This window comes from Exiguobacterium sp. PHA03, from assembly GCF_041945985.1.
Classification (GTDB): Bacteria; Bacillota; Bacilli; order Exiguobacteriales; family Exiguobacteriaceae; genus Exiguobacterium_A.
The window spans coordinates 197,853-222,187 of record NZ_JAUTYQ010000004.1; the positions used below are offsets into that span (position 1 = coordinate 197,853).

22 protein-coding genes and 1 riboswitch are annotated in these 24,335 nt (G+C 49.7%); of the genes, 1 reads left to right on the top strand and 21 read right to left on the bottom strand.

Annotated features, from left to right (window positions below; all coding sequences use genetic code 11):
* Positions 1 to 68 precede the first annotated feature (68 nt).
* Positions 69 to 1,247: a CamS family sex pheromone protein gene (locus Q7C19_RS14785; protein WP_056063414.1), complete on the bottom strand. Its 1,179-nt coding sequence runs from the start codon at positions 1,245 to 1,247 to the stop codon at positions 69 to 71.
* Between the two features lie 134 nt (positions 1,248 to 1,381).
* On the opposite strand from Q7C19_RS14785, the gene Q7C19_RS14790 reads away from it, so the two are divergent.
* Positions 1,382 to 1,963, top strand: a complete 582-nt coding sequence (locus Q7C19_RS14790) for a class D sortase (protein ID WP_056063411.1) — start codon at positions 1,382 to 1,384, stop codon at positions 1,961 to 1,963.
* 70 nt (positions 1,964 to 2,033) lie between these two features.
* Here Q7C19_RS14790 and ligA read toward each other — a convergent pair whose 3' ends face one another.
* From ligA to Q7C19_RS14890, 20 genes are all read right to left on the bottom strand, one after another.
* The gene (gene ligA, locus Q7C19_RS14795) at positions 2,034 to 4,028 is read right to left on the bottom strand and encodes an NAD-dependent DNA ligase LigA (protein ID WP_375092387.1); all 1,995 of its coding nucleotides are present in this window, start codon (positions 4,026 to 4,028) and stop codon (positions 2,034 to 2,036) included.
* A gap of 14 nt (positions 4,029 to 4,042) precedes the next feature.
* Positions 4,043 to 6,268 carry a DNA helicase PcrA gene (pcrA, locus tag Q7C19_RS14800; protein ID WP_375092388.1) on the bottom strand — a complete coding sequence of 742 codons (2,226 nt, stop codon included), beginning with the start codon at positions 6,266 to 6,268 and terminating at the stop codon, positions 4,043 to 4,045.
* 45 nt (positions 6,269 to 6,313) lie between these two features.
* Positions 6,314 to 6,997, bottom strand: a complete 684-nt coding sequence (gene pcrB, locus Q7C19_RS14805) for a heptaprenylglyceryl phosphate synthase (protein WP_035412748.1) — start codon at positions 6,995 to 6,997, stop codon at positions 6,314 to 6,316.
* Positions 6,998 to 7,071: 74 nt separating this feature from the next.
* Entirely contained in the window at positions 7,072 to 7,296 is a 225-nt protein-coding gene (locus Q7C19_RS14810) for a hypothetical protein (RefSeq protein WP_290754217.1), read from the bottom strand.
* 12 nt (positions 7,297 to 7,308) lie between these two features.
* Positions 7,309 to 8,688 (bottom strand): TrkH family potassium uptake protein, encoded by a 1,380-nt coding sequence (locus Q7C19_RS14815; RefSeq protein ID WP_056063401.1) that lies wholly within the window; start codon positions 8,686 to 8,688, stop codon positions 7,309 to 7,311.
* Positions 8,689 to 8,725: 37 nt separating this feature from the next.
* Positions 8,726 to 9,040 (bottom strand): YerC/YecD family TrpR-related protein, encoded by a 315-nt coding sequence (locus Q7C19_RS14820; protein WP_023467078.1) that lies wholly within the window; start codon positions 9,038 to 9,040, stop codon positions 8,726 to 8,728.
* A gap of 68 nt (positions 9,041 to 9,108) precedes the next feature.
* On the bottom strand, positions 9,109 to 10,848 hold the full coding sequence (locus Q7C19_RS14825) for an adenine deaminase C-terminal domain-containing protein (RefSeq protein ID WP_375092389.1): 1,740 nt from the start codon (positions 10,846 to 10,848) through the stop codon (positions 9,109 to 9,111).
* A 211-nt stretch (positions 10,849 to 11,059) separates the two neighbouring features.
* Positions 11,060 to 12,322: a phosphoribosylamine--glycine ligase gene (purD, locus tag Q7C19_RS14830; protein ID WP_214856360.1), complete on the bottom strand. Its 1,263-nt coding sequence runs from the start codon at positions 12,320 to 12,322 to the stop codon at positions 11,060 to 11,062.
* A gap of 15 nt (positions 12,323 to 12,337) precedes the next feature.
* Positions 12,338 to 13,858, bottom strand: a complete 1,521-nt coding sequence (gene purH / locus Q7C19_RS14835) for a bifunctional phosphoribosylaminoimidazolecarboxamide formyltransferase/IMP cyclohydrolase (protein WP_375092390.1) — start codon at positions 13,856 to 13,858, stop codon at positions 12,338 to 12,340.
* Positions 13,855 to 14,430 carry a phosphoribosylglycinamide formyltransferase gene (purN, locus tag Q7C19_RS14840; protein WP_056063393.1) on the bottom strand — a complete coding sequence of 192 codons (576 nt, stop codon included), beginning with the start codon at positions 14,428 to 14,430 and terminating at the stop codon, positions 13,855 to 13,857. Before purN ends, purH begins: the two co-directional genes overlap by 4 nt.
* A complete protein-coding gene (purM, locus tag Q7C19_RS14845; protein WP_035412289.1) occupies positions 14,427 to 15,461 on the bottom strand; it encodes a phosphoribosylformylglycinamidine cyclo-ligase in 1,035 nt (344 codons plus the stop codon). Before purM ends, purN begins: the two co-directional genes overlap by 4 nt.
* Positions 15,462 to 15,477: 16 nt before the next feature.
* Positions 15,478 to 16,887, bottom strand: coding sequence for an amidophosphoribosyltransferase (purF, locus tag Q7C19_RS14850; RefSeq protein ID WP_290754221.1), 1,410 nt, complete (start codon positions 16,885 to 16,887; stop codon positions 15,478 to 15,480).
* Entirely contained in the window at positions 16,863 to 19,082 is a 2,220-nt protein-coding gene (purL, locus tag Q7C19_RS14855) for a phosphoribosylformylglycinamidine synthase subunit PurL (protein ID WP_056063388.1), read from the bottom strand. Before purL ends, purF begins: the two co-directional genes overlap by 25 nt.
* Positions 19,063 to 19,746 (bottom strand): phosphoribosylformylglycinamidine synthase subunit PurQ, encoded by a 684-nt coding sequence (gene purQ, locus Q7C19_RS14860; protein WP_313491345.1) that lies wholly within the window; start codon positions 19,744 to 19,746, stop codon positions 19,063 to 19,065. Before purQ ends, purL begins: the two co-directional genes overlap by 20 nt.
* Positions 19,743 to 19,991, bottom strand: coding sequence for a phosphoribosylformylglycinamidine synthase subunit PurS (gene purS, locus Q7C19_RS14865; protein WP_023467069.1), 249 nt, complete (start codon positions 19,989 to 19,991; stop codon positions 19,743 to 19,745). The genes purQ and purS overlap by 4 nt, the downstream gene beginning before the upstream one ends.
* Positions 19,988 to 20,695, bottom strand: coding sequence for a phosphoribosylaminoimidazolesuccinocarboxamide synthase (purC, locus tag Q7C19_RS14870; RefSeq protein ID WP_313491343.1), 708 nt, complete (start codon positions 20,693 to 20,695; stop codon positions 19,988 to 19,990). The genes purS and purC overlap by 4 nt, the downstream gene beginning before the upstream one ends.
* 59 nt (positions 20,696 to 20,754) lie before the next feature.
* Positions 20,755 to 22,050 carry an adenylosuccinate lyase gene (purB, locus tag Q7C19_RS14875; protein WP_290782666.1) on the bottom strand — a complete coding sequence of 432 codons (1,296 nt, stop codon included), beginning with the start codon at positions 22,048 to 22,050 and terminating at the stop codon, positions 20,755 to 20,757.
* Entirely contained in the window at positions 22,047 to 23,150 is a 1,104-nt protein-coding gene (gene purK / locus Q7C19_RS14880; RefSeq protein ID WP_290788107.1) for a 5-(carboxyamino)imidazole ribonucleotide synthase, read from the bottom strand. Before purK ends, purB begins: the two co-directional genes overlap by 4 nt.
* Complete coding sequence (gene purE, locus Q7C19_RS14885) at positions 23,147 to 23,638, bottom strand: 5-(carboxyamino)imidazole ribonucleotide mutase (RefSeq protein ID WP_290754229.1); 492 nt, start codon at positions 23,636 to 23,638, stop codon at positions 23,147 to 23,149. Before purE ends, purK begins: the two co-directional genes overlap by 4 nt.
* 89 nt (positions 23,639 to 23,727) lie before the next feature.
* A riboswitch (purine riboswitch) is annotated at positions 23,728 to 23,829 on the bottom strand.
* Between the two features lie 208 nt (positions 23,830 to 24,037).
* Positions 24,038 to 24,235, bottom strand: a complete 198-nt coding sequence (locus Q7C19_RS14890) for an NETI motif-containing protein (RefSeq protein WP_023467064.1) — start codon at positions 24,233 to 24,235, stop codon at positions 24,038 to 24,040.
* Between the last annotated feature and the right edge of the window lie 100 nt (positions 24,236 to 24,335).

Genomic DNA, 24,335 nt, shown 5'->3' on the forward strand with positions numbered 1-24,335 from the left:
CGTTCGTCATACAAAAAAGCGACATTCCGCTAAATAAGGAATGTCGCTTTATAAAGTAAATGGAGAAATCAACGAATCTTGACGATTGGTTTTTTTGTATCCGGATCGAGGAATAGCATCGCTTCCGTATCACCGTTCAAGTTCGTCACAGTGATCGTCGTCGGAATGTTTCGATTATATTCCCAGCGATTCTCAAGCAGGTACGTCACGTACTGAACGAATGCGACGAGTTCTGCTTTTCCGTAAAATTGAACGGGAATCTTCATTTCAAGCTTTTTAAGTTCATCTTCTTGATAGAAGCCTTCCCCCATCATACCGGTGTAGTTCGGGAAGTAGTCTTCTAGACGGTCTTTGAATAAATCAAATTTCGCCGCATCATCACGAACATCATTCGTTGCACGTGCTGACGGGTAGTAGTAATAGCGTTCATTGTAGTTCTTCCAATCATTCGCGCTGATTTGATTCCCGCGACCGATGAATGCAGACGAGAGATAATGACCGGAAACCGGTGAACCTTCTTTTTCCTGGAGGTAGAGGGCGACGTGAATCGGTGTCGTCTTCATACCCTGCGTCTTACGCATTTTCTTGACTAAATCGTTTGCCATCCGCTTCCCTTCAGCAACGACTTTCTTTTCATCAAGTTTAACGGTATAGGTCGGTCCATAGTTTTCATCTTGGAAAACATACTCACTATTTAAGACGAGAGCGATTGATGTACCACCGAGTTCAAGCTTCTTATCTTCTTCAAGCATGTAGTCTTGCTCTAAGATATGCGATAGAATCATAGGTGACTTTTGATTTTTTTCTTTATATGACTTACCTGACGTGTAGGCTGGGTTTAAACCTTCAGGATCGCTGACGCCATCGCCTGCTTTCCCTTTTCGTAACAACCATTTTGCGATTTGGTCGGCTTCGAGTAACTGACCTTCTTGGTAATAGTATTTTTCCGGATCAAAAAATTGTGTCGAATGACGCATCAATCCTGTTTCGATTTCATCGAGTTCAAGACGCGAACTGACACGCTTTTGTGTCATTCCACGTGCGACGCTTGGACGAAACGGTAAGACCGTCCGGTAATACGAATCCGTCGTATCAATGGCTGGACTGACGACGGCTTGGACTTCCTTACCTTGTTCACTTTCAGTAATGACTTCTTTTGTATCGCTACTTGGCGAAAGGTCGAACGAACAAGCACCCAAAAATAACGTGCTCGATAACGTCAACGCTACTGCTTTTTTATAGTTCATCTCTATTTGCACCCCATGTTTTCAAATCGTTCTCTTTATCATAACAGAATCGTTTTCCATCGGGGAAGGACAAGTTTTCCCCTGTTTTTCAAAAAAGATGATGCGCCCTCACGCATCCGAAAGGACTTTTTATCATGACACGCCGTAAATTCATCGGTCTGCTTTTTTTGTTAGCAGGCATCGCTCTCATCGTTTGGCCCTTCATCAGTGATTATCAGCGCGAACAAGAAGCTGAACATTTAAAGAAACAATGGACCAACAGTCTAAAAATCGTCGATGCAAAAGAAACCAAACAACCTCTTGCAAAATCAGGTGTCGGATTACTCTCGATACCAAGCATTGATTTTGAACAAGTCATCTTAGAGGGGTCGACGACAGCAGTCCTCGATCGAAGTATCGGTCATATTCCGAAAACCGGATCGCCTGGAAAAGGCAATTATGCGCTCGCCGGACACCGAAGCTTCACAGAAGGTCTTCACTTCAATCGTCTACCTGACGTCAAGAAAGGCGATACCGTTATCGTCACGACGAAAACACATCGGTATACGTACCGGATCACGTCAAGTCGTCTCGTCACACCGACGACGTTGTCCGTTCTTGATCAATCCGTCGCCTCTCCGACGATTACGTTGATCACTTGCGATCCACCGGAAACGGCAACGAATCGTCTCATCAAACAAGGTACTTTGATTCGAAGCGAGACGATTGCTTCGTGACAATTGGATCAATACGAATAAAGGAAGGCGGAATCCCGCCTTCCTTTATTTAGTTCATATAGCAGTGGTCTTAAGCCTCGTGTTTGGCTAATTCTTCTAACAGACGCGCTTCATCCCAAATTTCGATGCCGAGCGATTCTGCTTTCGTCAGCTTAGAACCTGCCTTTTCTCCTGCGACGAGCACGTCTGTCTTTTTACTGACGCTTCCCGTCACATCGGCACCAAGTGCTTCAAGACGCTTCCCTGCCTCTGACCGTTTTAGGCTTTCGAGTGTTCCCGTCAAGACGATCGTTTTTCCACCGAGCGGTGCATTCGTCTGATCAACTCGTTCACCAAGGAACTGTTGATTAACACCGAGTTGTTCCAAATCACGAATCAATGCTTGTGCTTCTGGGTGCTCGAAGTACTTTACGATGGAGTCCGCGATTTTCCCACCGATACCATCGATCGCGACGATCTCCTCGTAGCTAGCTGCCGCAATCCCTGCTAACGAATCAAAACGTTCCGCTAAGAGATACGCCGCTTTTTGACCGACGAGTCGAATTCCGAGACCAAACAAGAGACGTTCGACTGAGTTCTGCTTCGAGGCTTCGATCGCCGCAAGTAATTTATCGACGGACGTCTCACCCATTCGGTCGAACGTCAACAACTCGTCGCGATCGAGTCGATATAAATCGGCAATCGTCCGGATTGCTTCATGGTCATACAATTGACGGACGACTTTTTCACCGAGACCATCGATGTTCATCGCTTGACGCGAAACGAAGTGAATGATACCTTCCATCAATTGCGCTGGACATTCCGGACTGACACAGCGGATGTCGACTTCGCCTTCGAGACGGACGAGTTCCGATTGACAGGCCGGACAATGGGTCGGGAAGACGATTGGTGTCTCTTCTCCCGTTCGCTCTGCCGTGACGACTTGTACGACTGCCGGGATGACATCTCCCGCTTTTTTGATGATGACCGAATCTTGAAGGCGGATATCTTTTTCGGCGATGAAATCAGCGTTATGCAGTGTTGCATACGTCACCGTCGATCCTGCAACGACGACCGGTGCAAAACGGGCACGCGGCGTCACTTTCCCGGTCCGACCGACACTGAAATCAACGTCTTCGACTGTCGTCATGACTTCTTCCGCCGCAAACTTATAGGCTGTCGCGAAGCGGGGACTTTTTGCTGTGAAGCCGAGCTCTTCCTGATCATCGTATCGATCGACTTTCAGAACGATTCCGTCGATCTCATATGGCAGGCTCGCACGTGCTTCTGTCCAATGTGCGATGTAGGAAAGAATCTCTTCGACCGTCTCACACGTCTGCATATGTTGATTGGTCGGTAAGCCAAGTGAAGCGAGTTGCGCCATCGCTTCGCTATGTGAACGAGCCGTCAACGTATTGACGCCGACGCCATACACGAACAACGACAGATTACGCGACGCCGTGATCGACGAATCCAACTGACGCAGACTACCTGCTGCCGCGTTACGTGGATTCGCAAACAACGTCTCTTCCCGGCTTGCCCGGTCTTCATTCAATCGTTCGAACGATTGTTTCGGCATATAGGCTTCACCGCGAACTTCGACCGTCTCTTCTGCCTGCAGACGAAGCGGTAAGGCTTTGATTGTCCGTAGATTCTGCGTGATGTTTTCGCCGACTGTTCCATCACCCCGCGTCGCCCCACGAACGAATCGACCGTCTTCGTATTTCAGTGAGATGGCAAGTCCATCGAATTTCAGTTCGGCGACATAAGTTGTCGAACGTCCGAGCGATCGCTCAATCCGAGCGACCCATTCGCGAATTTCTGTCTCATCAAAGACGTTTCCGAGCGACAGCATCGGTAGATCATGCGTCACCTTCTCGAAGGCTTCAAGCGGTGCTGCACCGACGCGCTGCGTTGGCGAGTCTGGCGTGATCAGTTCCGGGTGCGCTGTTTCTAGCTCCGTCAGTTCACGAAGCAATTGATCGTACGTCGCATCTGGTACCGTTGGTTGATCCAGTACATAATATTCGTAGCTATATCGGTTCAATGTTTGACGAATCTCATCTATACGCTGGCTTGCATCCATCTGTGGACCTCCCGTCATACCTTTTTAATCGGTGCGAATTTTGCGAGCAATCGTTTGATTCCGACTGCTGGGAATGCGATATCGATTTCAAGATTATCTCCTTCACCCCGAGTCTGGACGACTGTACCGAGTCCCCATTTCCCATGCTCTGCCTTATCTCCGACCGACCAACCGAGCGTTTCCGCACCTGACGTCTTCATCGCTGTCGGTTTACTGATTGAACGACCGATGACCGCTTTGCCTTGTGGGACAGGGCGATCTTCCCATGGGAGTGGCTTCGCTTTTTTACCGGTCCGCTCGATGACGACTTCCGGCAGCTCCGCTAGGAACCTTGATTCTTGGTTTGCGTTCGTTCGTCCGTACAGGGAGCGCATCCGCGCATGTGACAAGTAAAGACGTTTCTCAGCACGTGTGATCCCGACATACGCGAGGCGACGTTCTTCTTCCATCTCGTCTTCATCTTGAAGCGAACGGCTATGCGGGAACAAACCTTCCTCCATCCCAATCAAGAAAACGACTGGAAACTCGAGTCCTTTTGCCGAGTGGAGTGTCATCAACGTGACTTGTTCTTCCGGATCCTTCTCGTCGAGTGAATCGACATCGGCGACGAGTGTCAAGTCAGTCAAGAAGGCGATGATCGTCCGGTCTTCCGGATCGGCTTTTGCCGTCTCCTTCTCAAAGTTCTGTGCAACGGTGATAAACTCGTTGATGTTCTCAAGACGACTCTGTGCTTCAAGCGTCTTATCTTCCTTCAGCACTTGACGATAGCCCGATTTCTCAAGCACTTCTTCAACCAGTTCTGAAAGACTGATGAATTCTTGCATTTGACTGAGTCCGAGAATCATCGTCCGGAAATCCGTCAATTTCGCTGCCGTTTTTGGTGCGATACTCGACAATTCGATATCGCGAATCGCTTCCATCAGTGACACGCCTTGTAAATCGGCGAAATCACGCAGCTTATCAATTGTCGTCGCGCCGATACCGCGTTTTGGTTCATTGACGATTCGCGCGAAGGACAGGTCTTCGTCCGGATTCGAAATTAAACGGAGATAAGCGAGCACGTCTTTGATTTCTTTACGATCGTAGAACTTCGTGCCGCCAATCATTTTGTACGGAACGTTCGATTTGAGAAGTGTTTCCTCGATCGCACGCGATTGTGCGTTCGTCCGGTATAAAATCGCGATATCACTCAGTTTCATCCCGTAGCGAAGTGAATTCCGAATTTCTTGGACGATATAAAATGCTTCTTCCCGCTCGTTCTCTGCCGTATGAACGATCAGCTTCTCGCCTTCGTCGTTATCCGTCCAAAGTTTCTTATCTTTACGTGTTGAGTTGTTTTGGATGACATGGTTGGCCGCTTCCAAAATTCGTTTCGAGGAACGGTAGTTTTGCTCGAGTAGAATGACGGCTGCATTCGGATAATCCTCTTCGAACGAGAGGATGTTCGCAATGTCAGCACCACGCCAGCGGTAAATCGACTGATCCGAGTCCCCAACGACACAGAGATTCTGATGTCCCGAAGCTAACAGATTGACGAGATCATACTGAGCTTTGTTCGTATCTTGATACTCATCAACATGAATGTAGCGAAACTTCTTCTGATAGTACGCAAGGACATCCGGACTCTTCTTGAATAACTCTGTCGTTTTTCCGATTAGATCATCAAAGTCGAGCGCGTTGTTCCGGCGTAGGACCGCTTCGTATCCTTTATAGATTTCAGCAACGGTCTTCTCATACGGACTCGTCACGATCGAGGCGTAGAATTCAGCACTGCGTAATTCATTTTTCTGTGACGAGATGATCGTCAGCATCGATCGCGGATCCCATTTTTTAGGGTCCAAGTTTTGTTCCTTTAAGACGAGCTTGATCGCCGATTGCTGATCACTTGAATCAAGGATCGTGAAGTTGCGATCGTATCCAAGCTGATCGATGTCGCGACGTAACATCCGGACACACATCGAGTGGAAGGTCGAGACCCAAATATCGTTTGCGACACCACCGACCAAACGACCAATCCGGTCCCGCATTTCCCGCGCTGCCTTGTTCGTGAACGTAATCGCAAGGATGTTCCACGGCGCGACTTGTTTAGCCGCCATCAAATAAGCGACCCGGTGTGTCAGGACGCGTGTCTTCCCGGAACCGGCTCCTGCCATGATCAGCAGTGGACCTTCCGTATGCTTGACTGCTCTTGCTTGCTCAGGGTTTAGTCCACTGACGAGCTGTTCACTCAAATTAAACATATCAATAGCCTCATTTCTTATATTCCGAACTTTTGTTCCTATATTTTATCGTGTCGCTGCGACGGTCGCAAGCGCTGCTTTTAAATCCTCATAAATGACGTTCCCAACGACAATCGTATCCGCATACTGCAACATCTCACGCGCCCGCTCCTCGGAGTCGATGCCGCCGCCGTAAAACAGGCGTGCCTGCTTCAACACATCGCGAACGGCTGCTACTCGTTCCGGTTCCCCGTAAACGCCACTGTATTCGAGATAGACGACCGGTAAGCGGAAGACGCTATCCGCAAGTTGTGCGTAAGCGACGGTTTCATCCAACGTTAACGGCTTTGCTTGTGTCACACGCGCGACCTTCGCATCAGGATTCAGGACGATATACCCTTCCCCGACAAGATCAGCGTGCGCCAGCATATGACCGACTTGTTCTAATGCCTCGACCTGTTTTTCGACGACATACTCTAATGTTCCCGCATTCAGGACCGTCGGCGTCAAATACGTATCGAATCCCATCGTTGCGGCTTCGAGTTCTGAAATCTCAAGTGCCACCGCGACTGGATATCGTCGCAAACGCATTAAGAGATCAAGCGTTGCATCGAGTGTGATGTCATCTGTTCCACCGACAAGAATCGCATCCGTTCCGGACGTCGCAATCGCCTGTAGGCTAGCATCATCAATTGGTTTTGCTGGATCTAGTTTAAAGACATGTCGCCATTCATTAAAAGGTAATAACACGGTTCGTCCCATCCTCTCTTTCTAATTCCACATTCAGTATAAAACAAAAAACCATCTCGCGCAGAGCGAGATGGTCAGACGTGTGTCCGTCGTTTCGTCAACACTGACGCCAGTAACAACGCAAAGACGGCATATACCGGCACGAATGCCCACGGTTCTGCCAAAAAGAAGCCGAGTACCGGAACGTCCAGTAACGGTGAATCTGGCGAACAGAGCGCTCGCCCATTGACGAGCGCCAAAAACGGTAAGACAGGCACAGCAAAGATATACGCGAAGTTGATCCAAAAGGCACGTTTCATACAAGAGCCTCCTTATCCGATAATGACGGATTCCTTCGGATAGTTGTAGTTACGTTTCGGTTGGTTCGCTTTCAACAGAAGAACGAACGAGATGACACCGATTCGACCAATGAACATCAGCACAGACAACGTCCATTTTCCGATATCCGATAATTGATCCGTGATGCCGAGCGATAGACCGGTCGTACCGAACGCTGAACACGCTTCAAAGAACAGCACCAGGAACGGCGCGTCCTCAACGATCAACAAGACGATCAATCCAACCATCGTCACGCCAGTCGAGACGACGATGACGACAAAGGCTTTCCAAATATCCGATTGACCAATCTCACGACCGAAGATTTTGATACCATATTCCCCTCGTATGAAGGCGATGACACTCAAGACAGCGACGGCGAACGTCGTCGTTCGAATCCCCCCACCAACGGAAGACGGTGACGCTCCGATGAACATTAAGAGCGACAAGACAAAAATCGAGGCTTGTGAGAAGGACGTGATATCGATCGTCGTCAATCCACCGTTACGAGTCGTAACGGATTGGAACAAGGCGTCGACGAGCTTCTCATCGATTGGTAAGCCTTTAAAGGATTGGTTCCATTCGAATAGTAGTAGTGCTACCATTCCAAAGAGAACGAGAATGAAGAACGTCGACGCCGTCAATTTCGTGAACAGTGAAAAATGATACGGTTGACGTGTCGCTTGACGTGTCGCCCGGTAGGAAATATAACGTCGGACTTCAACGAGTACCGGAAAACCGATCGCGCCGAGCGTCAAAAGCAGAATTTGCATGAAGACGACGAACAAATCCCCGCGAAACGGCAGTAACGATTCTCCCGTGATATCAAAACCGGCGTTCGTCGTCGCACTGACCGATCCGAACAACCCTTGAAGCATCGCTTCTCCGAGCGTCGGAAAATACTTTGTGTAGTACAGCCCGAGAATCAAAGCACCAATCAATTCAATCGAGACGATGATCAAGATGACTTCCCGAATGTATTTGACGACACCTTGCATCGTCGTCTGGTTCTGATCTCGGACGACGAGCTGACGCTCCCGGAAGCCAATTCGTTTTCCGAGGATGACCCACATCGCGATATGAAGCGACATCAAGCCGATCCCGCTGACTTGTACTAAAATCATGATCATGAAGTACCCGAACGTCGTAAAGGTATCCGAAACCGAGACCGTTGTCAGACCGGTGACACTAACACAACTGACCGCCATGAAGACAAGGTCCGTGAAGTCCCAGTCGTAATTTCCTTTCGTCGACCACGGTAAGCCGAGCAGAATGATCCCAATGATGACAGCAACGAAGTAGATGATGACGAGCGACTGGATAGGCGTCAGCTTACGAATGAAATGTTGAATTCTTTGTTGTAACGCAAAATCCAATGTAACACGCCCCCCTTCATAGAAGTAGCGGATAACATTAGTTATCCGCTACTTCTTGCTCGATAAGACCTAGGCGGGCAAGCGCCAGATCATAACCGCCCGAACCGTAGTTCAAGCAACGTTTGACACGCGAAATCGTTGCTGTTGAAGCACCGGTCGCCTTTTCGATTTTGTGATACGTATTGCCTTCACGTAATTGACGTGCGACTTCCAGACGTTGGGCGAGCGCCTGGATTTCGTTGACGGTCGCTAAGTCTTCGAACAACGTATAACAATCTTCTAATGAATCCATCTTCATGATGGCTGTAAATAACTGATCTAATTCTTTTCCACGCAATTTATCGAGTTGCATCTTGTGACTCCCTTTCCCATTCAATTGCTCTTTAATAGTTTAAAGCGCGACGTTTTAAAATTCAAGCGTCATCGCAAAATCGCCGGGAAAAGGACTTTTTTCCGAAGGACTTCGTAAATACCTTGTGGTGTGATTCGCACATATGGTAGATGTGTAGACGCTAGGAATAGCAACGTATAGACCGGATCTTCAAAGGCATATCCACGGGCAAATAATGCCTCCCGTAAAGCGGTTTCTTGAACGATCAAATCCTCGAGTGGTAAGTCGGACGTCTGCCCCATTAAGGTCAATGGAACTTCAGCGATGACTTCTCCGTCTTCGACGAGAACGATTCCACCGCCAAATGTTTTCATCCGCTCAAACGCGACTTGCATATCTCGTTTTGATTTACCGATCATCAAAATATCACCACTAATCGAGTACGAACTGACGAGACCTCCGACTTGTGTCGCAAAGTTCTTCAAGACGGTATTCAAACGCCACTTCCCTTCGCGGTCCAGTAGCATCAGGAAGGATTCATCGCAACCTGCTGGTAGCATAGGTACACTCGTGTCATGCTCGACTTGATAGAGCTTCATGATGACGGAATTGACCATTTCAAGACCAACCGGCATGCTGAATGAAAAATCCTGCTCCGTTAAGGAAATCTGGACTTCTGATTGTGGCATAAGGGCATAAGCAGCATCAAGCGCTTCGGCTGGGTAACATGGAATGTCGGCTTGACGGACCCATATGCCGCGTGCAAGTACAGCGACAGGTGTCGGAGCATCTTTTGCCTCAAGGAAATTGAGATGTGCAATCCGTCCTGGCGCGATACTTCCGAGTAGATGATCGAGATTAAAATGACGTGCTGCATTGTATGACGCAATCCGGTATGCTTCTTCGACCGGAATGCCTGCCTCGAGCATCAGTCGGATCGTCTCATCCATCATACCCGCTTTATAAAAGGACGGTGTCGAACCATCTGTTGTCACTAGTACCTTATCGAACTGCGTCAATCCCGCTTCGACAAGCCCCTTAAAGATATCCGGTAGATCCGGACGAATCGATGAATAACGAATCGTCGTCGTATAACCAAGTTCAAGACGTGTCATCGCTTCTTCGACCGTCATTGCCTCGTGATCACTCGTCACACCATACAGCGCCATCTTTGTCAGCGTCTTCGTTGAAGCACCAGGGAAATGACCTTCGATTGGTTTTCCAAGTTTGATCGCATCCTGCATCCAGTGGAGCAGTTCATCGTCCCCTTGCGAGAGACGTGGCCATCCCGTCAACTCACCCGCTTGGATGACTTGTGGATGTTTAAGCCATGCTTGAATCCGGCGATTATCGATCGAGATACTATCGGCATCAAGCTCGGTCTGCGCGTCGAGTCGTGCCCACCAGTACATCGAGGTCGGTAAGTCCGCTAGCGCCTCGACTTGAGCAAACGCTTGCTCCGTCGGCTCTAATAATAACAACATGTTGTCGTTGACGAGGGTCGATGTTCCTCGCTCTGCTGCGAATTTTGCAAGACTCGCTGGATTATAAAGTTGAAACGGATGGGCATGAGGTTCAATGTAACCGGGTACGATATATTGACCTGTCGCATCATGGTAGGCATCGGCTTGTTCCGGCATCTCTGGACCGACATAGACGATCCGGTCGCCACTGATCCAGATGTTCGCCGTCCGCCATGCTTTGACACCATGATTTAGGTACGTAGCATTCTGTATGACAAGTGTCGGTGCAAGCTTTCCGCTGATGACCGCTTGGTGTGTTCGTACTTCAGATTTCGTCCAAGGGGATCTTCCACAATTTTTTTTCACGAAAGCTCGACCTCCTTTATTTTATTGAAAACGCTTTCTTATAGTTCTTATACTAAAATGTTGCTAAGTAAGTTTCAAGAAGTTTTGCCCCGTTCCGGATTCATTTGGTCAAAATAACACAAATTCGCCATGGAAGACAAATCTTTTCGTGCACTTCGCCAAGAAATAAAAAAACCAGACGAGACTCTGTCGAGTGCGTCTGGTTCAACTATCATGATTCATGTGAGGCACGAAAGGCTTTTTGAGCGATATCAGTTCGGTAAAAGAATGGCTGATGCGTCACGTCTGGTAAGTTCGCATAGACCTGTTCGACCGCTTGCTCGATCGTCTCTGCACGACTGACACAGACGAGGACACGTCCACCGGCTGAGACAAGTTGACCGGATTGTTCTGCTGTTCCGGCATGAAAAACGAGAAGGTCATCCCCGATCTGATCGAGTGGAATCATTTGTCCCGTTTTTGGCGCTTCTGGATATCCTTCTGCAGCGACGACGACACCGACAGCTGCTTGGTCCGTCCAAACGACTTCTGGTGTCTGTCCGTCCATCAGTGGTCTGATGACATCAAGTAACGGTGTCTCTAAGCGTGGGAGAATGACTTCCGTCTCCGGATCACCGAACCGAGCATTGAACTCGATGACGAACGGTCCTTGTTTCGTCAACATCAGACCGGCATAGAGGAAGCCAGTGAACGGTATTCCTTCGCTTGCCATCTGATCGACGAGCGGCTGTATGATGCGATCAACAGCTTCTGTCGTCAACGCTGCCTCGTCCCACTGAGGTAACGGTGAATACGCGCCCATTCCTCCTGTGTTCGGACCTAAGTCACCGTCAAATGCCCGTTTATGATCTTGCGACAATACCATCGGAATGACCGTCTCTTCGTGGACGAACGCCATCAACGAACACTCTTCCCCGACCAAACACTCTTCGATGACGACGCGGCTTTGCTGCCCATATTCCCCGGCAAACGTATCGTGGATCGCTGCAAGTGCCTGGTCCACAGTTTCTGCGACCGTGACCCCTTTTCCGGCAGCGAGTCCGTCGGCTTTGATGACAATCGGTGCACCCGCTTTGCGAACATACGCTTCTGCCTCTGCTGCTGAAGTAAAGACGGCGTGAGCAGCGGTCGGAATACCGGCACGCGCCATCAATTCTTTCGCGAACTGCTTACTTCCCTCGATTGCCGCAGCTTCCCGTGTCGGTCCGAAAACCTGCAGTCCCGCTGCCTGAAAGGCGTTAACGACCCCGAGAACGAGTGGTCCTTCTGGTCCGACGATCGTCCAATCAATCTGTTCGTCTTGTGCGAACGCCACGAGTTCATCGATGGCATTTTCGGCGATCGGAACACATGTAGCTTGTGTCATCCCGGCATTCCCAGGCGCAGCATACACTGTCTCGATCCGTTCATCCTGTGCCAGCTTCCAGACGAGCGCGTGTTCACGCCCTCCTTTACCAATCACCAATACCTTCATTCAAATCGCCTCCGCTTAGTGTTTGAAATGTCGAACGTTCGTAAAGACCATCGTGATGCCGTGTTGGTTACACGCATCGATCGACTCTTGATCGCGAATCGAGCCGCCTGGTTGAATGATTGCTGTAATGCCAGCTGCTGCTGCCGCTTCGACCGTATCGCCCATTGGGAAGAAGGCATCGGAAGCAAGGGACGCGCCAACTGCTTTTTCTCCGGCTTGCGTAATCGCGATGTTCGCTGAACCAACACGGTTCATCTGTCCTGCACCAACGCCGACCGTTACTTCGTCTTTCGCGAGAACGATCGCATTCGACTTGACGTGTTTGACAGCGCGCCATGCGAGTTTCAAGTCTTCCCATTCCGCTGCTGTCGGTTTGCGGTCTGTCACGACACGTGCTGCTGCATCATCTAATGTCTCATCGTCACTGTCTTGGACGAGCATACCGCCGGCAACTGCTGTATAGCGGATCGCTTGGACACGTTTGACGTCAAGTTCAAGTAGACGAATGTTCTTTTTCGCTGACAATAAGGCGAAGGCTTCTTCCGTGAAGGACGGGGCAATGATGATCTCAAGGAAGATACCGCTTAGTTGTTCTGCTGTCTCTAGGTCGACTTCACGGTTCAAGGCGACGATGCCTCCGAAAATTGAAACCGGATCGGCTGCATGCGCGCGACGGAATGCCTCTCCGATCGTTGGACCGACGGCAACACCACACGGGTTCATGTGTTTGACGACGACGGCTGCTGCTTCGCGGAACTCGTCGAGAATTTCGAGTGCAGCGTTCGCATCTTGGATGTTGTTATACGACAACTCTTTACCATGCAACTGTTTCGCTGAAGCGAGGGAAGCCCCACGATAAATTGGTGTTTTATAAAAGGCTGCTTCTTGGTGTGGATTTTCTCCGTAACGGAGATCCTGGACTTTCTCAAGCGTGATCGTCAACTGGTCCGGGAACTTCTCGCCTGTTTGCGTCAAGAAATAATCCGCGATCAACGCATCGTACGCCGCTGTATGACGGAAGGCTTTCGCTGCAAGACGTTGGCGTGTCTCAAACGTTGTTCCACCTTCACGAACCTCAGCAACGACTGTTTCGTAATCAGCTGGATCGACGACGACCGTCACAGCCGCGTGGTTCTTCGCTGCAGATCGCAACATGCTTGGACCACCGATATCGATGTTCTCAATCGCATCCGCATAAGCAACGTCTTCTTGTAAAACTGTCTGCTTGAACGGATACAAATTGACGACGACGAAATCAATTGGTTGAATCTGTTGCGCAGCCATCTGTTCGCGATGGGATTCAAGATCACGACGACCAAGTAGTCCACCGTGGACCATCGGATGAAGTGTCTTGACACGTCCATCGAGCATCTCTGGGAATTGTGTGACTTCACTGATACCAATGACCGGAAGCCCAGCTTCCTCTAATGCTTGATGTGTTCCGCCTGTCGAGACAAGCTCGATCCCTGCTTCATGAAACGCTCGTCCTAGTTCGACGATCCCTGTTTTATCCGACACACTAATTAACGCTCTCATACGTTTGCCTCCTCTTTCATCCACTCTTCGATGACTTGCGGATACAGTCTATGTTCGACACGCTGAATCGCTTGTTGCAACGTTTCACGCGTCATCTCTTCTGTAATCCGAACGGCTTCTTGAGCCATGATGGGTCCTGTGTCCATTCCTTCATCGACTATATGAATTGTAACACCTGTGATTTTAACTCCGCCACGAAACGCTTGTCCGATCGCATCTTTTCCCGGGAACGCCGGAAGCAGCGACGGATGAATGTTGACGATTCGCCCTGCGTATCGTCCGAGCAACTCTTCCCCGATCAAACGCATGTACCCGGCAAGGATGATCCGTTCAACACCTTTTGCTTCAAGACGAGCGATGATCTCCCGCTCAAAGCTCGGTTTATCCGGATAGTCCTTTGCTCGAAAGACGAAGATGTCACATCCACGTCGTTTTGCTCGCTCGATGACTGTTGCGTCCGGTTGGTCGCAGACGATTAGTTCGATCGAGGCATGTAACGTCCCTGCCTCGATTGCTTCAAAAAGTGCTTCGACATTACTACCGCTTCCTGATGCAAAACAGGCGATCTTCATGCGTCGACCCCTTGAATCCGGACACCTTCTTGATCGGTCACGTGACCAATCACGTACGCCGTCTCATTTTCACGAGCGAGGCGTGCTGTTACTTCCGCGACATCTTCCGGTTTGACGATCAACATGAAACCAATCCCCATGTTGAAGACATTATACATGTCATGTCGTGGCAGATCACCTGCTTGCTCGAGCCAGTCGAAGACCGGTAACGTCGGCCACTTTTTCGGATCAAACGATGCACCAAGACCCTCTGGCAAGACGCGTGGTACGTTTTCGTAGAAACCGCCACCTGTAATATGGACCATCGCTTGAATCTTTTCCGTCTCAAGGGCAGCTTTGACCGCTTCGACGTAGATACGTGTCGGCATGAGAAGCGCATTACCAAGTGTATGACCGAGCATCATGACTTCATCTTCGTAGCTAAGGCCACTCTCGGCGACAATTTTACGGACAAGTGAAAAGCCGTTCGAATGGACACCGGACGAAGCAAGACCGAGAATGACATCGCCTGCTGCGACCTTGTCACCGGTAATCAATTTTTGCTTCTCGACGGCACCGACGGCAAAACCAGCGATGTCGTATTCGCCATCCGCATACATCCCTGGCATTTCTGCCGTCTCACCACCAATCAACGTACAGCCCGCTTGGACACATCCTTCAGCAACACCGGCGACGATCCGTTCGATCTTCGCTGGAATCGCCTGACCGAGCGCGATGTAGTCGAGGAAATAAAGTGGTTCTGCACCTTGGACGATGATATCGTTCACACACATCGCAACACAGTCGATCCCGATCGTATCGTGTTGTTCGAGTGCGAAGGCAAGCTTGAGTTTCGTACCGACCCCGTCTGTCCCACTGACGAGGACCGGTTCTTTCAACTGCAATTGGCTGAGGTCGAACATCGCACCAAAGCTACCGAGTCCCGTTAATACTTCTTTGCGCATCGAACGGGCGACGTGTTTTTTCATTCGAGTGACGGACTCATATCCTGCCGTCAGACTCACACCTGCTGCTTCGTAATGTTTGCTCATGTTCTTCCCCCATCTATCAAAGTTTAGCTTCTAACTCGAGCGAACCGAGCGGTGTCGGATACTCTCCTGTGAAGCAAGCGGTACATTGTCCTTTTAATGGTCCATCGAACGGGCGGTCGATTGCATCGACCATACCCGGTACAGTTAGGAATTCAAGTGAATCAGCACCGATTTCTTGACGGATTTCTTCCGGCATCAACCGTGCAGAGATCAACTCGTCTTTTGACGATGTATCAATCCCGTAATAACATGGATTCGTAATCGGTGGTGCCGTGATACGGACATGAACTTCCGTTGCACCGGCTTCACGTAATAAACCGACGATGCGGCGACTCGTTGTTCCTCGGACGATCGAATCATCGACCATGATGACACGCTTCCCTTGTACGACACCGCGTAACGCAGACAACTTCATTTTGACCCCACGTTCCCGTAACTCCTGTGACGGCTGGATGAACGTCCGTCCGACATAACGATTCTTGATCAATCCCATTTCATACGGAATACCACTCGCTTCCGCGTAACCGATCGCTGCCGAGATACTGGAATCCGGTACCCCTGTAACGACGTCTGCTTCGACCGGTGCTTCTTCATACATCTTTTTCCCGAGTGCTTTCCGGGCCGTATGGACGTTGACGCCATCAATGATTGAATCTGGACGTGAGAAGTAGATGTATTCCATCGAACACATCGCTCGTTCGCGTGGTTGCATGTATTGACGAGACGACATGCCGTGTTCTGTGATCGTCACGAGCTCCCCCGGCTCGATATCACGAATGAACTCTGCACCGACGATATCAAAGGCACATGTCTCTGACGCAAATACGATGCCGCCGTCCGGTGTCTTCCCGAGTGACAGTGGACGCAGTCCGTGTGGATCAACCGCCACGAATAACGTATCTTCCGTTAAAAAGAGGAAGGCAAATGCCCCGACAAGACGCGCGAGACTGTCGGCAATCCGGTCTTCAAGTGTGTCGAGCTTACTGCGTTTGACGAGATGGGCGACGACTTCCGTATCGCTCGTCGTCTGAAAGATTGCACCTTCTGCTTCGAGTAGATGCTTCAGTGAATCCGCGTTGACGAGGTTCCCGTTGTGTGCGAGAGCGAGATCTCCCGTCCGCGACTTGAAATGCAGCGGTTGGGTATTCTCAAGTGTGTTTCCACCTGCTGTCGAATATCGGACATGTCCGATCGCATGATGTCCTTTAAGATTCGTCAGTATCTCTTCCGAAAAGACTTCCGTCACCAGTCCTTGCCCGCGGTGCGGGAAGAGGTCGTCGCCGTCACTCGTGACGATGCCTGCCCCTTCCTGTCCCCGGTGTTGCAAACTATGCAAGCCGTAGTAAGCGAGTTGCGCTGCATTCGGTTGTCCGAAGATCCCGAAGACGCCACACTCCTCATTTAGTCCTTTGATGTCATATAACACGCGATTGCTCCTTCCCAGTCTCCCTGTAAGGTCGAACGGTCTGCTTCGATCCGTGTCTCTGCCGTTTCGATGACAAGAAGCTCATCGTTCGTGACGACACCGATCGCTTGAGCACCGGTCCGTTGTTCGAATGCTGCAACGTGCGTTTGTGGCACAGTGACGACGAAACGTGATTGCGATTCACTGAACAGATGTAACGTTGGTCCATCAAACTGAACCTTCAACCCAAAGTTCGTTCCAAACGTCATCTCAGCGAGGGCGATTGCGAGACCACCTTCTGATACATCATGCATCGCATTGACTTCACCTGCTTGTACTGCTTGTTGTAACACTTGTAAGCGTGCATGTTCGACTGCTAAATCGATTTGTGGTGCGCGACCGAATGATTTACCGAATTGCATATATTGAAGCTCACTACCACCAAACTCGGCTGTTGTTTCACCTAACAGATAAATCTGGTCACCTGCTTGTTTGACGTGTTGCGTTGTGATCCATTCGGTTTGCTCGTGTAATCCAACCATTCCGACGACCGGTGTCGGGTGAACCGCTTGACCAGCTGACTCATTGTAGAGCGAGACGTTTCCACCGATAACAGGTGTCTCAAGGACACGACATGCTTCTGCCATACCGGCTGTTGCTTGCTGCAACTGCCAGAAGCCTTCTGGTTTATCCGGATTTCCGAAGTTCAGGCAATCCGTGATGGCAAGTGGTGTCGCCCCACTCGCGACGATATTACGAGCTGCTTCTGCAACGGCGATCTGTCCACCGACATATGGATCCAAGTAGACGAAGCGACTGTTGCAGTCGGTCGTCATGGCGAGTGCCTTGTTCGTACCACGGACACGGATGACGGCTGCATCTGATCCCGGTGCGACGACCGTCGATGTCTGGACCATATGATCGTACTGATCGTAGACCCAGCGTTTTGAAGCGATCGTCGGCTGACGGAGTAGTGCTCGCCATGTCTCAACAATGTCCTCGACGACTGGAAGTGTCTCTTCCATCGCTTGAAATTCTTCATAATACGCAGGCACGCGAGATGGTTTTTCATAGACTGGTGCTTCTTCCGCTAACGCGTCAACCGGAACTTCCGCCACGATATCCCCATGATGGATCAACCGTAAGACTTTCTCTTCAATGACTTCTCCGACGTGAACGGCATGGAGCCCCCATTTGCTGACGATTGCTTCAATCTCTGCTTCGCGCCCCCGTTTGACGACGAGTAACATTCGCTCTTGTGATTCTGAGAGCATCATTTCGTAGGCTGTCATCCCTGTCTCCCGTTGCGGGACGTCATCGAGGTGCATCTCGATGCCCATGCCTGCTTTTGAAGCCATCTCTGCTGAAGAAGATGTTAGTCCAGCAGCGCCCATATCCTGCATCCCGACCAGTGCTGGATGACCAACGATCTCAAGACAAGCTTCAATCAATAGCTTCTCCATGAACGGATCGCCGACTTGAACAGCTGGACGTTTTGCTTCCGTATCTTCTCCGAGATCTTCCGAGGCAAATGTCGCACCATGAATACCATCGCGCCCAGTCGCTGCACCGACGTACATGACTGAGTTCCCGACACCTTTTGCCTGACCTTTTTGAATATCGGCATGGTTGATCAAACCGATACACATCGCATTGACGAGTGGATTTCCTTCATACGAACGATCAAATCCGATTTCGCCACCGATCGTTGGAATACCGACACAGTTGCCATACCCCGCGATCCCTGCAACAACTTGTTCGAACAGTTGATTAACACGTGGTGTACCGAGATGACCGAAGCGGAGCGAGTTCATGAGCGCAACTGGGCGCGCACCCATCGAGAAGATGTCACGAATGATACCGCCGACGCCTGTTGCAGCACCTTGGTACGGTTCAACAGCGGATGGATGGTTGTGGCTTTCAATCTTAAAGACGACAGCCTGCTCATCACCGATATCAACGACTCCTGCCCCTTCACCCGGTCCCTGTAAGACACGTGGTCCAGTCGTCGGGAATTGACGGAGGACGGGTTTAGATGTCTTGTATGAACAATGCTCAGACCACATGACCGAAAACAATCCTGTTTCCGTATAGTTCGGTTGGCGTCCGAGTAAATCGACGACCATCTGGTATTCCGTATCACTTAATCCCATCGTGGCATAAACGCGTTGCTCTTGAATCAATTCTGGTGTTGGTTCAGACTGTTGTTTTAGCATGGTGTGCCCCCTGTTTGACGAGTGAAGTAAAGAGTTTCAATCCATCTGTTCCGCCAGTCAATAGCTCGACTGCTCGTTCTGGGTGTGGCATCATCCCAAGAACATTGCCAGCTTTATTCGTGATCCCGGCGATATCGCCGCGCGAACCGTTCGGATTATCGACATATGTGAAGGCGATTTGCCCGTTCGTTTGGAGCATCGCGTAAGTCGCATCGTCGCAGTAGTAGTTTCCTTCGCCATGTGCGATTGGAATCGAGATCGTCTCGCCTGGCAGATAATCTGATGTAAACCGTGTCTTCGTGTTTTCAACCTTCAGTTCGACCGTCCGACACATGAACTTCAAACCGTTATTTCGATGCAAGACACCTGGTAAGAGTCCCGCTTCGACAAGAATCTGGAATCCGTTACAGACACCGAGGACGGTTTTTCCTTCTGTTGCAAAACGTTTGACCTCTTCCATAATCGGTGAGAAGCGTGCGATTGCCCCGCAACGAAGGTAATCTCCGTAGGAAAATCCACCTGGTAACAGGACACCATCGTAGCCTTTAAGTGATGTTTCGGTATGGAAGACGTATTCGGCTTCTTCTCCGAGCGCATCCTTAACCGCATGGTACATATCTAAATCACAGTTCGATCCCGGAAAGACGATGACCGCGAACTTCATGCTGGCGTCACCTCTTCGATCGTAATCTGATAATCTTCCATCACCGTGTTAACGAGTAGTTTTTGACACATCTCATGAATCATCGCTTCTGTCGTTTCCGTTTCAACGAGCAGTTCAATCTGTTTTCCGATTCGAACACTCTCGACACCCGTAAAACCAAGCTGTTGCAATCCGCCTTTTACAGCAACTCCTTGTGGATCTAAAATGCTTTCCCGTAATGCGATCGATACGATGACTTTTTTCATTGTGTGTTTCCCCCTAGGCGATTGAATAGTGTTTGGTAAGTCTCTGTCAGTGAACCGATATTGCGTCGGAAGACATCTTTATCGAGATGTTCTCCAGTTTCCTGATCCCACAGGCGGCATGTATCAGGTGAGATCTCATCAGCCAGTAGAATCGTTCCATCTGCCGTCTTGCCGTATTCCAATTTAAAATCAATCAACGTGATTCCGTTTTGACGGAAGTAAGGTTGCAAGACTTCATTCACGCGAAGTGCTTTGTTCGACAGCTCTTCTAGCTCCTCAGAAGTCGCAATCTTCAGTAAATTGATGTGCGATGAGGTGACGAGTGGATCGCCTAACGTATCATCTTTATAGTAGAACTCAACGATTGGTGTTTCGAGCACCGTACCTTCTTCGATACCGAGCCGTTTACTCAAGCTTCCTGCGACGACGTTCCGGACGACGACTTCGAGTGGAATGATAGTGACACGACGTACGAGCTGTTCGCGCTCCGAGACACGCTCAATGAAATGTGTCGGAATGCCCGCTTGTTCGAGGATTTCAAAGAAATGACTCGTCAATCGGTTGTTCAATTCGCCTTTTCCAGCAAATACTTCTTTTTTCTCGCCGTTGAATGCCGTGGCCTCGTCTTTATAGACGATCCGGAGCACATCCTGCTCCTGCGTCGTGTACAATCGTTTTGCTTTTCCTTCATAAAGTGGTTGCATCGCTTTCGTCCCCCATGATCCTAAGATGTAGACGGGGCAAATGCCCCGTCTCAGGTTGATTAGTTCAAGCCACACCGTTCAAAAATTTCATCGACACGACTCGTATGGTACGTCGGATCGAAACACGCATCGAGCTCTTCTTCTGTGAACAGCTGTTGAATTTCCTGTTCTTGCCACAATAAGTCACGGAACATGATTTGTTCTTCCCACGCCTGCATCGCACGCGGTTGAACGAAATCATACGCTGCTTCACGCGACCAGCCTTTTTCGATTAAAGCGAGTAAGACATGTCCAGAGAAGATGACCCCAAACGTCCGGTCCATGTTCCGCTTCATGTTGTCCGGGAAGACCGTCAAGTTCTTCACGATGTTTCCGAAACGGTTCAACATGTAGTTGAGCAGTCCTGTTGCGTCCGGAAGAATGATGCGTTCTGCCGAAGAGTGCGAGATATCCCGTTCGTGCCAGAGTGAGACGTTCTCGTACGCCGTCACCATGTGTCCACGGATGACTCGGGCAAGACCTGTCATGTTCTCAGAGCCGATCGGATTCCGCTTGTGCGGCATCGCCGATGATCCTTTTTGACCTTTAGCGAAGAATTCTTCGACTTCACGCGTTTCCGTCTTTTGTAGACCGCGGATCTCCGTTGCCATTTTTTCGATCGATGTCGCGATCAGAGCAAGCGTCGACATATAGTGTGCATGACGATCACGTTGTAACGTCTGTGTGGAAACTGGAGCTGGTTTCGTTCCTAACTTTTCGCAGACGTATTTTTCAATAAACGGATCGATATTCGCGAATGTTCCGACGGCTCCTGACATCTTGCCGTATTCGACCGTCTCACGTGCTGCTTCGAAGCGGACTTTGTTTCGTTTCATCTCTTCGTACCAAAGCGCTAGTTTCAGACCGAACGTCGTCGGTTCTGCATGTACGCCATGCGTTCGTCCCATCATGACCGTATATTTATGTTCGTTCGCTTTGACCTTTAAGATGTCGATGAATCGATCGAGGTCTGCAGCAAGAATGTCATTTGCTTGCTTCAACAGATATGAGAGTGCTGTATCGACGACGTCCGTTGACGTTAGTCCGTAATGAACCCATTTACGTTCTTCTCCGAGTGTCTCAGAGACAGCACGCGTAAAGGCGATGACATCATGACGTGTCTCTTGTTCGATTTCAAGGATCCGGTTGACATCAAAAGAGGCATTGTCCCAAAGTAATTGAACGTCCTCTTTCGGGATAACTCCTAGTTCACTCCATGCTTCACACGCAAGAATCTCGACTTTTAACCAAGCCTCGAATTTGTTTTGTTCGGTCCAGATCGCTTTCATCTCAGGACGTGTATACCGTTCGATCATTGAACTGTCTCCTTCCATATCGACAGGCGTTCGACTTCTGCCAAAGCATCGTCGACCGTGTCCGCAAGGATGTTTAAATGTCCCATCTTGCGACCTGTCTTGGCTTCTGCTTTTCCATATAAGTGAACTTTCGTCCGAGCGCTTAGTCTCGGTAGTTCCTCGTATAATGCTGTGACATGCTGACCCAGGATGTTCGCCATGACGACCGGTGTCGTCAGACGGGTATCACCGAGTGGGAGACCACTGATGGCACGGATATGTTGCTCGAATTGGGATGTTTCGCAAGCATCGATTGAATAGTGACCCGAATTGTGTGGTCGGGGTGCTAGTTCATTGACGATTAGTCTAGAACCGACGACGAACAACTCGATGGCGAGTGTACCGATCAACCCGACAGCATCCGCGATCGATTCAGCGAGCGCAATTGCTTCTTGTTCGAGCGATTCGGAAATGCGAGCCGGTACGATCGATAGATGCAAGATATTTTCCCGATGAATGTTCTCACTGACTGGGAAGACGCGTGTTTCTGTTGCGCTTCGCGTCACAATGACGGAAATTTCCTGATCAAACGGTAACCACTGCTCCGCGACATACTCTGTCGGTTCGAATCGTTCGATTGCCGCTTGGAACTGTTCTTCCGTCCGAATGACGGTCTGTCCTTTTCCGTCGTATCCGAATCGTGCTGTCTTCAAGACGAACGGTAATCCGAGTCGTTGCTTCGCTTCCTCTAAGTCAGCAGGATCTGTCACCGGATAGTATGGAGCGACGGAATGCCCGATGCGTTCAATCATCTCTTTTTCTCGAACTCGATGTTGCGTTTGAAAGAGGAGATTCGTTCCGTGAATCAGTTTCGTTCCGATCGCTTCAGCGACTTCCGTTGAGATATTCTCGAATTCGTAGGTGACGACATCCGATTCAGCTGTAAGTTGCTTCGCTGCTTCAATATCCGTGAAAGCTGCCTGAATGTGTTGATCCGCCACTTGCGCACACGGTGCGTTGTCTGTTGGATCAAGCGTCAGAATCTCAAAGCCCATCTCACGGGCGGACAGTGCCATCATTCGACCGAGTTGACCTCCACCTAATATTCCGATTCGCTTCATAGTAGGTTCCCTCCAGATGCAATGACGTCCCCTTCGAGTTCGACACGCATATGATCGAGCTTACGGGCAAGTCGTTCATCTTGAATCGACAGAATTTGAGCGGCTAGCAATCCAGCGTTTTTTGCGCCTGCTTCTCCAATCGCGACTGTTGCAACCGGTACACCACCTGGCATTTGAACAATCGAGAGCAAGGAATCAATTCCTTGGAGCGCTTTACTCTTCACAGGAACACCGATGACGGGTAATGTCGTTTTAGCGGCGACCATGCCTGGTAGATGAGCGGCACCGCCTGCACCGGCAATGATGACCTTCAGTCCTCGTTCACGTGCTGATTCAGCATAACGAAACATCAGATCCGGTGTCCGGTGTGCGGAGACGACTTTTTTTTCATACGGAATCTCAAGTTGCTCCAACACATCGCATGTATGTTTCATCGTTTCCCAATCCGATTGACTTCCCATGATGACGCCGACTTCTACATTTCCCATCGCTGTTTCCTCCTTTGTGCATAAAAAAAGCCCAAACCACGGCTAAAAGGGTGGCTTAGGGTATAAAAAGGTACGCCAAAGAAATATCGACGAACATCCATATACCCCATAGTCCAACGATTTAGGGTCGTTGGGTAGAAACTTGCAAGCCATATCCCTGCTATTATACGAGGTGTTTATATTCAATCATCCTGTCACGACTTCATCTTAACAAGTCCATCCCAAGGCGTCAACCAAAGGCGAACAATTTAATTATCTGAAAATTTATCGTTCGGTTTTAAAAGCGGTTTTTCTGATTTCATCGATTGTCCATTCGGAGTTTATTTTCTTGAAAGGCATCACATGGAATCAAGAACGAAAAGAGCACCCTCCACATGAATCGGAGGATGCTCTAGGCAGTTACTCATTCTCTTTCACTTTACAATCGAAGACGATTTGTTGACGAATTGGATACGGTTCGCCATTAGCGTCTAATCCAAAGATCGGTTCTTCTCGTCGGACCGTCGGGCGGTATCCCATGGCATCGATACGATCCAAACAAGCACCAATCGTCTCGTTCTCTTCGACGGCTACACGTAGTTTCGTTTTTTTCGCCATATCCCTGTTCAGTCCCTTCATTAAAATGGATACGTGTCTTTCTACAAAAAGACACAAAAAAAGCGGCGGCCCTTGAGCGTATGCTCCAGAACCACCGTTT